The sequence below is a fragment of the Proteus sp. G2669 genome (assembly GCF_009915245.1).
Classification (GTDB): Bacteria; Pseudomonadota; Gammaproteobacteria; order Enterobacterales; family Enterobacteriaceae; genus Proteus.
The window spans coordinates 149,810-162,360 of sequence record NZ_JAABLX010000026.1 but is presented as its reverse complement, the minus strand read 5'-3'; the positions used below and the strand labels follow the sequence as shown (position 1 = coordinate 162,360).

Below are 12,551 nucleotides of genomic sequence, written 5' to 3'. Positions count from 1 at the left end.
ATTTCATTAGCCGTAACGAAATTCAATGCCTAGTGTGCCACACGGATATTCCCATTTCTTTAAAATCGTCTCACCACATAACACACGGCAAGTACCACACTCTAAACACCCCGCATAATCAAAAAGATATTGCCCTTTCTCATCTTTTTTATATAGCCCTGCGGGACAAGCTTTCATTAAGATTTCAAATTGCGCAGGATCGATATCATCCTTTAAGACAATATGCGGATTTTCTTCATCCACATTAAATTTATTGACGCCTAATTTAACGTCTACGTTTACTTGACTCATAAAGAACGTACTCCTTTAAAGCCATCTTTAATTAAGTTCATCACACCAACTTTCTTCACTTGAGACAGTATTTTCTTACGTACTGGTTTTTCTGGGCCATTAATCACGAATAAATCATGCATGACATTGGCCGCCATTTGTGGGTAATCCGTAAAAAATCTGGTGTTATCAAGGAAAGCAGGCAGATCTTTATATAGCTTCATATCTTTCATCACAAAGCTGTCATTTAATAAAGATTGATAACAACTTAATTCTTTTTGGCTATAACTACCTTGTTCTTTCGCCATTAATACCGCTTTTGCGGCCGCTTCACCTGAAGCAATCGCCAGATCCATCCCTCTTACGGTATAACCCACATTGAGGCAAAAACCAGCTGCATCACCCGCCACTAATACACCATCTCTCACTAATTCAGACACCATATTCATGCCACCTTCTGGCACCATATGGGCTGAATATTCTAATAATTTTCCGTCTTTGATAAGCGGTGCAACAACAGGATGTTGTTTAAAATCTTCTAATAATTGAGGAACCGTTTTTTCGAACTTATCGACGTTATGTAGCCCTAAAACTAGGCCTAAAGAAACGGTATTTTTATTGGTATATAAAAAACCACCACCTAAGTATCCCCCTGATGGTGCGCCCGCAAAAAGCCAAGCTAACCCTTCATCATTGGTGCAACCAAATCGGTCTTCCATTTGTTGAGGAGTAAATTCAAGTAACTCTTTAACACCAACGGCAACAGTATGAGGATTTACTTTTTGCGTCATACCTAATTGCTTCGCTAATAATGAATTAACACCATCAGCTAAAATCACAACATGGGCTTCAATTTCATCATCACCCGCTTTAACGCCGCATACTTTGCCCTCTTTTACTAATACTTCATCGACACGAACGCCCGTGATCACTTGTGCGCCAACATCTTCCGCTTTTTCCATTAACCACTGATCAAATGAAGAACGCAATACAGTATAAGAGCGCGCCGCTTCCTCTTCTTGCTGTGTATGCTGATAATCTAACGTCACGCCATCTGTCGGCGTTAACATGGAGATCTTTTCACGCGTCACAAGGCGCTCAACTGGGGCTTCTTCAGCAAAGTTAGGAATGATTTTTTCAAGACTATGTGCGTATAAACGCCCACCCGTCATATTTTTACTGCCAGCGAAATTACCTCGCTCAACCACTAAAACATCACATCCTGCTTGCGCTAAAACATAGGCAGCAGTACCACCAGCAAGTCCACCACCCACAATAATGGCGTCAAAAATATCGTCTGACATACTTTTCTATCCTTTTATTATGTGTGGTCGCTTAGCACACTTTCACTAAGCGACCGACGGGGATTAGCCGCCAAGTTTTGCTGTTAATGCAGGTAACACTTTGTAGAGGTCGCCGACAATCCCGTAATCCACCATATTAAAGATAGGCGCATTTTTATCTTTGTTGATACCAACAATAATTTTTGCTCTATCTACACCGACCATATGTTGAATTTGCCCTGAAATACCGACAGCAACATAAACATCAGCACCTAAGGTCACGCCTGAAACACCAATGTAGCGATCGTGTTCCATCCAGCCTTCACCTTCAGCAATTGGACGTGAGCAACCCACTTCACCTTGAAGGGCTTTTGCTAATGCTGACGCTAACGCAATATCATCTGCCTTACCAAAGCCACGTCCAACACCAACAACACAATGCGCTTTACCTAAATCAACGCTACTACCTTGTTTTGGCTTACGTGTTAACACTTTTAATGTATGCGCAGGGGCGACAAAGGTGCCTTGTACCACTGATGCATTGGGAGCATCTGTAATAACTTCCACATCTAATGCACCACCAACAGTAGCAATAGCATAAGGTGAGCGAATTTCTGCTTTAGCATGTGCTAAACCACCATAAACTTGGTGTGTTGCGATCACGGTATTGTTTTCAACAGTCAGACTTAATGCATCACTGACAACACCCGCTTTTAACGTAACACCTAGGCGGGCCGCAATGGCTTTTGCTCGTTTTGATGATGCTAATAAAACCAATGCATTAGCACCTGCTTCTTTAATAATTTCAGCAAAAGAGGCCGCATAATCTTCAGCAATCACACCTTCTTGTGGCGCAAAGCAATAGACACAATCAGCACCAAGGCTGACACATTCACGCGTGCTTTCGTCATCACCGATAAATAACACATTCACTTTTTCACCAAGACCACGAGCAAACGCTATCAGCTTTGCTAAATCATCCGCTTTCTCGGCATAAACAAAGGTAGTAGGTAGTAAACTAGCCATTTTTAATCTCCTTATTGATTAACCGCTTGGCGTAAATGCTCAGCAAATGTGGCAATATTTTCATCTGAATCACCTTCTAAAATAATGCCAAGGCGATCAGTCTGTTCTGGTGCGCACACTTGTGTTTGCACGACAGTCAGTGCTGAAATATCAACACCAATATCACCTAAACCAAGTTTCTCAACAGGTTTTTTATTCGCAGCTAAAATGGCTTTCATTGACGGTAATTTGGGAGTGTTAATGCTTGATGTCACGCAGACAACGGCAGGTAATGTCAGCTCTAGCTCTTCAGTGATATTTTCTAAATCACGCTCAACAATGATTTTGTCACCATCAACGGTGATTTTGTTAACGGCATTAACACAAGGTAAGCCTAAGTATTCACCTACTGCTAAACCTGTTTGTTGAGCGTATAAGTCACCAGATCCTTCACCGAAAACTAATAAATCAAAACCCACCTTTTGTGCTGCTTGCGCAATAATATTGGCGGTATCTGTTGAATAAAGAGCATTGCACGCATCATCAGCAACAAGTGTTAATGCATCAGGGCCACGCGATAAAATATCTTTTTTAATTTTCGCGTTTTCTACCATTGCACTAGTGCCTACACTAAGCGCAGTTACGGTACTATCACCCAGAGCAGAGGCAATTTCTACAGCGGTTTCAATTGCATTTAAATCATATAAACTAATTTTTAAACCCGCATTATCAGTTGCGAGTGTACGATCAGGCCGCGTTGTGATGTCTTGTTCGTCATGAACAACCTTACAGCAGGCAATAAGTTTCATAATTCACATTCTCCGTTTTGCTCAAGGGAGCAAATTAATAAAATCCCAATGTCATTACGCTAAAATATGTTTAGCGATCACCATGCGTTGCACTTCGCTTGTGCCTTCAAAAATTTCAGTGAGTTTTGCTTCACGCATTAGGCGTTCAACAGGATAAGATTTGGTGTAGCCCATACCACCGTGGAGTTGAACAGCTTTTTGAGTGACATAGGTTGCTGTTTCAGAAGCGTATAATTTGGCTTGCGCTGATTCGCGGGTATAAGGAAGCCCAGCAATTTTTGCCGCAGCTGCGCGATACACCAACATACGAGCACAATCTACGCGGGTAGCCATATCCACTAGCATCCATTGCACACCTTGGTTAGCTGCAATAGGTTTTCCAAATTGAATACGCTCTTTGGTGTAATCAATCGTGGCATCTAATGCACTTTGTGCGATACCTAACGCAATAGCTGAACAGCTTAAACGGCCACCATCTAAGGTTTCCATGGCAATGCTAAAGCCTTTACCTTCCGCGCCTAAACGTGCACTAACAGGTACAACACAGTCACTAAAACTGACAGAACAAGTTTCAGAGCCATTCATACCCATTTTTTCTTCTGGTAAACCAATGCTGATCCCTGGGTTATCACGCTCAACTAAGAATGCGGTGATCCCTTTAACACCCGCACTTTTATCAGTCATGGCAAATACGATAAAGAATGCACCTTGAGGTGCTGCAGTGATCCACAATTTAGAGCCATTGATCACATAATTATCACCTTGACGAACAGCGGTTGTTTGTTGAGCAGCAGCATCACAACCCGCACTTGGTTCGGATAAACAGAAGCAACCAATTTGTTCACCTGAAACCACTCCCGGTAAAATACGTGCTTTGGTTTCTTCATCAGCATATTTTTGAATAACAGGGCCAGTTAATGAACACTGTGATCCCATGATCATCGCGTGTGCAGCGCTGACTTTTGCCATTTCTTCTGTTGCTAATACATAGCTAATTGCATCCGCTTCTGTTCCACCATAATTTTCATCAATATTGAAACCAAAGAGTCCTAATTCAGCCATAGGTGCAATGCTTTCACTTGGAAAACGGTGTTCTTTATCAATTTCGCCAGCAATAGGCTTAATATCATTTTCAACAAACTCTCTGACCATATCGCGGATCAGGACTTGTTCTTCTGTTAGCTGAAAATCCATGTTTATTTTCCTCTGTGAATATATAGGGTTATCTCTATGGCGTGCGATTTCACGTTTGTCGTCTTATCGCACGCATTAATGGGTTAACGTTATTTCTACATCGTCGCTATGGATGCAGGTAAGAAGGTGTACAGCAGCAACATAAACATCATGGCTAACAGTGGAATAGCGAGAGTTAACGTTCCTACAGGGCCATAGCCCTCTTTATGGCTGACACCACAAACGCTAAAGACAGTAATAATCAATCCGTTAAATGGTGGAGTTGTACTCATTGATGCCATTGTTGCCACACGGTGTAAGGAGCCTTGATCAACCACAGTTGCAGGGAACATTGCGGCAATCATTGGCATAGCAATACTTAGCGCACCAGAGCCAGAACCACTGATAAACACCAAGGCACCGACTGAAATTGCAGTAACAACAAGTGGATTAAGACCCGATTGAGCAATCGCTTGGAATGATTCTTTGAACGCAGGTAAGGTCATCACTAATGCCCCAAACCCAACAATAACCGCCGTATTAAAGAGGGAGGTCACCCCTTCCATTGTTCCTGCGGCTAAATTAGGTACGAGCTTTTTCCAATCGAGATAGCGTAAATACACAATCAAGGCGGCGATAATGGCGCAGAATAGTGCGATAGCTGGGTCCCATTTCAGGATATTCAGCACGACCAGCAAAATAAGCATAGGGAGTAATGCAACGAGCACATTAGGTAATTGACGATCTTTTTTACCTTCTTCGGCTTTTGCTGTTTTTTCGTCTTCAACCCAGCCTTCACCTTTCGCTTTTACACGCTTAAATAACCAAGTGAGATAAATAATCACTAAGGTGACTTGGAATAATGCTGTCAACATACCCGGTACTAAACCGGCCGTAGCTGACGTACCTAAGAACTTCATTGGGATAAGGTTTTGGATTTGTGGTGATCCAGGCATTATCATCACAAACGTACCTGCACCAGCAAAATAGACAGCAGGAATAAGTCTGCGAGGAAGATTCGCTTTGCGGAATAAACTCACCATCATCGAATAAACGGTAAACAGTGCAACAAACACTGAAACACCGCCGTAGGCTAAAATGGCACAAGCCGCAACTAATGAAGGAATAACGGCTCTTTCACCAAATTTACCAATAATAAAAGAGGCAACACTATCAGCAGCGCCACTGATAGCGGTTAATTTGCCAAAAATCGCACCAAGTACGAAAATGAAGAAGAAGCTACCAAAATAGCCACCTAATCCACCGGTATACACTTGTAACAGTGCATCGACAGGATTAAGCATATCTGGTGATACAAGCCATGCAGTCACAGCAAGAAATAGGCTGGTGGTAAAGACAGAAATGAAGATATGTATGCCTTTCATACACATGATCATTAATATCGCTAGCCCAATGATTAAACAAATAATACCCATGATTGCCCCACTTATATGTGTTAGGGTTCAATTGACCTGTGCTATCCACACAGGTCTTTTGTGACTATTGATTAATGTTGTTAAGCAGAAAGCACATCAGCAAAAGTTTGCAGTGCCGTTCTAGCTTGTTCATACGTTTTAGTTTGCTGATCGATTTCGATAATGATGGAAGGAATGCCTTCTCTATCGAGGAATTTCTTCACTATCGGGGCATCGAACTCTTCTGGATCACAGAATTTTGTTAGCAAATAGACAACACCATCAGCGCCTGTGTTTTTCACCATATCGGCAATTAAACGGCCACGTTTTTTCTCTGGATCATATAAAAGTGAACACCCTTCAAGCTGGGCGATTTGCTCTGCCATTGCTTCATAAGGTGCGTTATTTTCTGGGATATCTTGACGGAACTGACGAGACTCATGTGCCACTTCATCTGCCACAATCGCTATCTTGTTATCAGCCAAAATTTGTAGAATAGAAGGGCTATCCGCAATAATGCCTGTCACAACAACTTTGTGCCCTTTCCAAGGTTCTGGAGATAAGGTTTTGCATTGTGCAACAATGGCTTCAACGGCTTTTGTATGTTCAACGACATCCATAAAGTAACCACTTTTGATCACAGTATTACGACGTTGTGGTGTGATTAAGTTTGGATGAAGCGCGGCCATCTCTGAAAATTCGCGTAACGCGGCGCGTCGCTGATTAAACAAATGGATTGCACTTTTTAGTGCATCATCTGTCACAGGCTGACCTGAAATTTCCCCTAATTGCAGTGCGATTTTTTTGTATTGTTCGGTTAAGAAAGCAATACCCGCTGGGGTTTTACGATTTTGTGGATGCACCAGTTGGATAAAAGGCACTTGTGGCACACCGGCTTTCCAGTTTTGCCCTAAGCATTTTAAGGTGTCACACAAAGAAGGAATTATGGCTGCTGACAGTTTATTCAGCGCACCATCCAATCCCATCTCAAGAGAAGAAAGCACTAGCGCACAATAGAAAGGAGGAAAATATTTCTTCGCTTCTGAGATCTCACGTCCTTCCGCGCCCCAAATGCCAAAAGGCACCATGCCTGCTGCATAGACAATTTCATTCGGAGTATATTCAGGAAAACAACCAATCACCTTTTTGCCACTACGAATAAAACCCTCTAATTGCGCAACGGGGTTATCCACCACGGCTTGCAGCTCATCAAATCTATCCGTTAATGCTTTCATTAGATGTCTCCCTTTTTCATATCTGCTTTATTCGCAGCCATAATTTCTGTTAATGCTTCAACACGGGTGACATACTGCGCTTCAGAGAAAACACGAGGATCAGCTTGGTCGCCATCAAAAGTCACTGTTGGGATCTTAAGTTCATGGCGAATCCGGCGCTCAATTTCGGGCATAATGCCACTCCAGAGCTTACAACTGCGGTTAACGTGAATAATCGCGCCATCCACTTTATTCTGACGACTAACGTCAATACGCATATCAGCAGCACGCTCAACAGAGACACAGTTAGGAACATAAGAGTAAGCACGCATCATCTCGTCACTGTTTTGATAAATCACACCAAATGCAGTGGCGTAAACAGTAGCGGTAACGTTAATACCTTGCTCTTTTAACGGGGTAGATGTGGCACGCAAATAAGGCCAGCAGGCAATACCTTCAAAGAGAACACGGTATTTTTCTTCACCGCGGTAAGTCGATTTTTTCTCTTTGATATTTTGTTCCATCTCCTCACACAGTTGCTCAAAAGCCAGTGCAGCTTCTAATTTACCGCGAGCACAAACAGCAACCGCCATGTGATTAAACAGATCAAAACCATTCATTGGAGACGGCTCAAATTGGCAATATTCTGCCGCTTTTAACCATGCACGCCCTGTACGTTGTGAGATCTCACAAACTTCTTTAAACTTCTCTTCGGAGAAGACTTTGCCAGTGACTTTTTCAAGTTGTTTAATCGCATCATCAAATTGTGCTTGAACATACTTCACTGTCACATCATCAGTGTCATAATCATTTTTATAAGGAATATCGATAAGGATCATCGGGATATTCAATTCGTATGCGATATTTTCATACCACTTGATCATGCAGTTACAGATATTGTTACAGCACAGCAAGAAATCAGGCTGAGGCATATCCATCTCTTCACACTGCTTAATATCCATGTAAGAGAGGCTGATTCGAGCATAAGCACAGATATCATTGGAATATCCCATGCTTTCTGCATGCTCACACATTTTTAAACCTGCACCTTTTGCCGCAATGGCTGCGGCTTGGTTTTCAGGATAAACCACGCATAAACCTAATGTTTCAGCAATTTCTTGTGGGAAGTTAGAGGCACACCAGCCTATTTTTTCACCGCTATTTTTAGCATCCCACGCACGCTGATAAGCATCAGCAGCGATTTTTTGCAGTCGTTTTTTCGCAGGAATATAATCCGGCGCATTCATATCTACATTGCTCATTTTGATGTTCCTATTGTTAACGCATCGTCTTCCAGTTGATGGCGGTACGCTTCAAAGGCATAAATGGCGGCACCTATCGCCCCGTTGTATTGTGATAAAGGTGAAGTGGCGATAGAGGCGTTCAACTCTTCGCTAACATAACGAACAACTTCAAAATTACTGGCAACACCGCCTGTCATCACGACAGGGGCTTCAACCCCCACTCGTTTTGCAAGACCAGCAATACGGCTAGCCACAGAACGGTGAATGCCATTAATAACGTCGGGTATTGTTTCGTTATTCGCGAGATGAGAAATCACTTCTGATTCAGAGAACACGGTACAGGTTGAGCTAATCGTGACTTTCTTAGTGGACTTAGCGCCCTCTTGAGCGAGGTCAGAAATCTTGGTTTCTAATACTCTCGACATTACATCTAAAAAGCGTCCTGTACCGGCGGCGCATTTGTCATTCATCACAAAGTTTAATAAACGGCCTGCACCATCCATATGAAGTGCTTTAACGTCTTGACCGCCGATATCAATCACTGTTTTTACGCCCGGAAAAAGAAAGTGCGCGCCTTTGGCGTGACAGCTCAATTCGCTCACTTCTTTATTGGCTTCTTTCAGAGAATTACGGCCATAACCGGTTGCACAGATCCAACTGATCTGACTGAGATCGCCACCAAACTGGCTTAATACTTCAGCGATCGCTTTTTCAGGCCCAGAAGTTCCTGCACCCACAGATGCCAGTGATTTAGCGACAATAGCGTCACCATTTTTCATGATGATGCATTTTGATGCAGACGATCCGATATCAACGCCCATTGTGAAAATGTCTTGTTGCATGCCTTTGCTCTCCTGAAAATTAAAAAAATAAGTGGATTATTCTTTCCACGTCATCACGTCTTTATTGGCTTCAAGGCTGGCAATTTCTTCTGCGCTATACCCTAATTCAGCTAATACAGACGGTGTGTCTTCACCTAACAAAGGACCACGACGATATTCAGGTAAACCACTCTCTAAGAAATCAATAGGTGGGCGAACTAAGGCTTTTTCACTGCCATTTTTGTACTTCATGTTGTAGAAGGTGTTGATTGCCCAAGCCTGTTTGTCTTCCAACACTTCTTCCCATGTTTGCGCAATACTGAATGGGATATCGTTTTTGGTGAAAATATCTGCCCATTCTGATGCTGTTTTTTGCTCAACTTGTTGCCAAATCAGATCATATAATTCAGGGGAGCGATTATTTTTCGCTACTTCTTGTAGACGTGTATAACGAGCGTCTTCCGCTAAATCTGGACGACCAATACAAGAAATAAAGGTTGGATAGTAGGCGTCATAAACAGGCATACAGACTTGAATAAAACGGTCATCTTTTGTTTTATAAGCCAGAATAAATGGGCTAGTAGTATTACGACGATCGATTGGATACGGCTGACCATAATCTGGGTATTGTGCCGCTTGGATCATGATTGCTTGGGTATAAATTGAGGTATGCAGTAAGTTAGTTGAAACATACTCACCTTGCCCAATATTTTTAGCGCGAATATAAGCAGCTAACACACCAGACACTAAACCTAATGCACATTGGTGATCACCAAGGCCAGGGATCACATTCATCGGTACTGTGCCTTTTTGGTACAGCGAACCTAAAATGCCACCACGAGCAAAGAATGCCGTGTAGTCAAATCCAGGTAGATCTTTATCTGGGCCTTCATCACCATAGCCGGTCACGCTGGCGTAAACTAATTTTGGAAAACGTTGTTTTAACGTTTCATAATCCAACCCTGCACGTTCTCTTGCACCAGGACGCCAGTTAGTTAAGAAAATGTCGGCTTTTTCTAGCAGTTCAAACAGAATTTTTTTACCTGCTTCTGTTTTCGTATTTAACACGATGCCACGTTTATTGGCATTTTCTAAATCAAAACTGGTGTTTTCATGTTGATCTAACGGACGGCCTTCAGTCGGTGCGGTATAACGTAAGTTATCACCACTTGGGGATTCAATTTTGATTACGTTCGCCCCCATATCAGCTAAAATACGGCCCGCTGCGGGTACGGCAATAAAGGTCGCCAACTCAACTACAGTGACGCCTTCCAGTGCTTTACGACTTGTCATTTTTTCTCCTAATTATTTTTAGACTTCATACTGCTGTTGTCAGAATGTGGATAAATCCGTTGTCACTTAACCCGCTACTTTGGTTTCTTCATCCTTGATTGAAACGCCATAACCCAATTGCAATTTCAGGGCTTGCACATCAATTTTTCCGCAAGGGGTATGAGGAAACTGCGTAAAGAAATGGAGTTCTTTGGGAATTTTGTAGCGAGCTAGTCGCTCTTGTAGAAATACACGTAATTCGCTTTCATTTAGGGTGCAATCTTTTTGCACACAAATAGTGGCAATGACTTCCTCACCTAAATCGACAGAAGGAATGCCGAACGCTTTCGTTGCGTCAACACCGGGATATTCCGCAATAGCCTCTTCTATTTCACAAAGGCTGATATTTTCACCACCACGAACGACAATCTCTTTCATGCGATAGGCGTAGTGATAATTTCCTTGTTCATCGACATAACCAATATCCCCTGTATGTAACCAACCTTCCTCGTCTAGAGCTTCCTTGGTTTTATCAGGGGCATTGTCATAACCCATCATCACATGAAAACCACGAGTACAAATTTCACCCAAAACGCCCACTGGCACAGGTTTACCCGTTTTCGGACTAATGATTTGCATTTCAACAAAAGGTAATGGTTTACCGATAGAACTGCGTTTTATGGGTAAAGTATCGTTTGGTAATGTTTGAGTACAACAAGGCGAGGCTTCTGTTTGTCCATAAGAGACGGTGATCCCTTTCATTCCTAACGTATTTTCAATGTCATCAATTAACACAGGAGGAAAACTTGCCCCGGCAATAATGCCTTTATCAAGGCTAGATAAATCGTAGTGAGAAAACTGCTCGTGCTTCATTAAACGGCTAAAAATCGTTGGTACGCCATGCATAACGGTGCAACGATAGTCTTGGACGACTTTCAAAACATCTTCTGCACAATAGTTATCAAGAAGAACTAATTGGCATCCAGTTGTTAACGCAAAAAAGAGACAAGAAGAGAGCCCAAAACAGTGGAATAAAGGAACAGCAAGACAAATGACATCGTTATGCGTTACGCCTAATCGCTGTGCTGACAGCATGGCATTATTAATCACATTATATTGGCTTAACATGACACCTTTAGGCATAGCTGTACTGCCTGAGGTCATTTGAATAGTCAGTAAATCTTTTACACTAACTTGTGAAATAGCATGTTGATATTCTTTATCTGATACTTTTTGGCTAATTGCTTTTAATTGAGATAATGAGACACTTTTTTCTGCCGATTTATTTCCCATACTAATAAATAACTGAGGTAATACATCCTTATTTTCAGTTACTTTTTTAGCAAGGCAATTAATCACTTCAATAAAGTCATTACTTTTAAACCCATCAGAAAAACATAATGCTTTAATACCGGTTAATCGACATAAATCTAATAACTCTCTTTTTTTAAAATGAAAGTTAATACAAACAACAGGAACACCTATTTGAGCAGCCGCAAGAAAACAAATTATCCACTCTTTACTATTAGCAGACCAAATACCTAAACGATCACCTTTTTTTAAACCAATCGCTAAAAAACCACGCGCAACACTTTCTACTTCTTGTTGTAATTGTTGCCAAGAAAGTGTCTTTTTACTTTGGTTTTCAATCAAGGCTGTTTGTGAAGCATATTGCTTTACAATATTGTTTAGACATTCTTTAACTGTCATTTCTAATAAGGTCATAAATACCTACTCAACCGCTTTTTTGCTGGTGTTTGCGTCTGTAATGACCTTATTCTGGGTAGGGGGAATTATTCATTCTTGGTAAATAACGAACTGTTTTTCGTCATTTGAATAGTATGAGAGAGATCTGTGATTGGGGTCTAGATTTGATGAGTTAAATATAATTTGTAATTGAAGATGAATTAATAACAATGAAATAAATTTGAAACCAAGGCGTTATAAAGGTGTTATTTTTAAAAATAAAAAGGAGAGTCATTTTATTTAAATAATAAAAATAAAATCACTCTCTCTTTAATATAAATAGTCTCATCTCTCTTTAA

11 protein-coding genes are annotated in these 12,551 nt (G+C 41.5%); all 11 read right to left on the bottom strand.

What is annotated here, in order from left to right; genetic code table 11:
* Positions 1 to 6 precede the first annotated feature (6 nt).
* Positions 7 to 291 carry a ferredoxin gene (locus GWI68_RS08250; RefSeq protein WP_060556296.1) on the bottom strand — a complete coding sequence of 95 codons (285 nt, stop codon included), beginning with the start codon at positions 289 to 291 and terminating at the stop codon, positions 7 to 9.
* Positions 288 to 1,574, bottom strand: coding sequence for an FAD-dependent oxidoreductase (locus GWI68_RS08245; RefSeq protein WP_166539969.1), 1,287 nt, complete (start codon positions 1,572 to 1,574; stop codon positions 288 to 290). Before GWI68_RS08245 ends, GWI68_RS08250 begins: the two co-directional genes overlap by 4 nt.
* 63 nt (positions 1,575 to 1,637) lie before the next feature.
* A complete protein-coding gene (locus GWI68_RS08240; protein WP_166539968.1) occupies positions 1,638 to 2,579 on the bottom strand; it encodes an FAD-binding protein in 942 nt (313 codons plus the stop codon).
* An 11-nt stretch (positions 2,580 to 2,590) separates the two neighbouring features.
* On the bottom strand, positions 2,591 to 3,367 hold the full coding sequence (gene fixA, locus GWI68_RS08235; RefSeq protein ID WP_109408353.1) for a putative electron transfer flavoprotein FixA: 777 nt from the start codon (positions 3,365 to 3,367) through the stop codon (positions 2,591 to 2,593).
* A 54-nt stretch (positions 3,368 to 3,421) separates the two neighbouring features.
* Positions 3,422 to 4,561: an acyl-CoA dehydrogenase family protein gene (locus GWI68_RS08230; RefSeq protein WP_166539967.1), complete on the bottom strand. Its 1,140-nt coding sequence runs from the start codon at positions 4,559 to 4,561 to the stop codon at positions 3,422 to 3,424.
* Positions 4,562 to 4,656: 95 nt separating this feature from the next.
* Positions 4,657 to 5,976, bottom strand: coding sequence for a GntP family permease (locus GWI68_RS08225; protein ID WP_072069069.1), 1,320 nt, complete (start codon positions 5,974 to 5,976; stop codon positions 4,657 to 4,659).
* Positions 5,977 to 6,056: 80 nt separating this feature from the next.
* A complete protein-coding gene (locus GWI68_RS08220; RefSeq protein ID WP_166539966.1) occupies positions 6,057 to 7,190 on the bottom strand; it encodes a 2-hydroxyacyl-CoA dehydratase family protein in 1,134 nt (377 codons plus the stop codon).
* Complete coding sequence (locus GWI68_RS08215) at positions 7,190 to 8,431, bottom strand: 2-hydroxyacyl-CoA dehydratase family protein (protein WP_166539965.1); 1,242 nt, start codon at positions 8,429 to 8,431, stop codon at positions 7,190 to 7,192. The genes GWI68_RS08220 and GWI68_RS08215 overlap by 1 nt, the downstream gene beginning before the upstream one ends.
* Positions 8,428 to 9,255: an acyl-CoA dehydratase activase gene (locus GWI68_RS08210; protein ID WP_109408356.1), complete on the bottom strand. Its 828-nt coding sequence runs from the start codon at positions 9,253 to 9,255 to the stop codon at positions 8,428 to 8,430. Before GWI68_RS08210 ends, GWI68_RS08215 begins: the two co-directional genes overlap by 4 nt.
* 36 nt (positions 9,256 to 9,291) lie before the next feature.
* Positions 9,292 to 10,527, bottom strand: coding sequence for a CoA transferase (locus GWI68_RS08205; RefSeq protein WP_109400052.1), 1,236 nt, complete (start codon positions 10,525 to 10,527; stop codon positions 9,292 to 9,294).
* A gap of 66 nt (positions 10,528 to 10,593) precedes the next feature.
* Positions 10,594 to 12,231, bottom strand: coding sequence for an AMP-binding protein (locus tag GWI68_RS08200; RefSeq protein ID WP_166539964.1), 1,638 nt, complete (start codon positions 12,229 to 12,231; stop codon positions 10,594 to 10,596).
* Positions 12,232 to 12,551: the final 320 nt, after the last annotated feature.

Bases quoted from the DNA above. Each gene is read 5' to 3' on its own strand.
- GWI68_RS08250 (WP_060556296.1), bottom strand. From the start codon at position 291: ATGAGTCAAGTAAACGTAGACGTTAAATTAGGCGTCAATAAATTTAAT.
- GWI68_RS08245 (WP_166539969.1), bottom strand. From the start codon at position 1,574: ATGTCAGACGATATTTTTGACGCCATTATTGTGGGTGGTGGACTTGCT.
- GWI68_RS08240 (WP_166539968.1), bottom strand. From the start codon at position 2,579: ATGGCTAGTTTACTACCTACTACCTTTGTTTATGCCGAGAAAGCGGAT.
- fixA (WP_109408353.1), bottom strand. From the start codon at position 3,367: ATGAAACTTATTGCCTGCTGTAAGGTTGTTCATGACGAACAAGACATC.
- GWI68_RS08230 (WP_166539967.1), bottom strand. From the start codon at position 4,561: ATGGATTTTCAGCTAACAGAAGAACAAGTCCTGATCCGCGATATGGTC.
- GWI68_RS08225 (WP_072069069.1), bottom strand. From the start codon at position 5,976: ATGGGTATTATTTGTTTAATCATTGGGCTAGCGATATTAATGATCATG.
- GWI68_RS08220 (WP_166539966.1), bottom strand. From the start codon at position 7,190: ATGAAAGCATTAACGGATAGATTTGATGAGCTGCAAGCCGTGGTGGAT.
- GWI68_RS08215 (WP_166539965.1), bottom strand. From the start codon at position 8,431: ATGAGCAATGTAGATATGAATGCGCCGGATTATATTCCTGCGAAAAAA.
- GWI68_RS08210 (WP_109408356.1), bottom strand. From the start codon at position 9,255: ATGCAACAAGACATTTTCACAATGGGCGTTGATATCGGATCGTCTGCA.
- GWI68_RS08205 (WP_109400052.1), bottom strand. From the start codon at position 10,527: ATGACAAGTCGTAAAGCACTGGAAGGCGTCACTGTAGTTGAGTTGGCG.
- GWI68_RS08200 (WP_166539964.1), bottom strand. From the start codon at position 12,231: ATGACCTTATTAGAAATGACAGTTAAAGAATGTCTAAACAATATTGTA.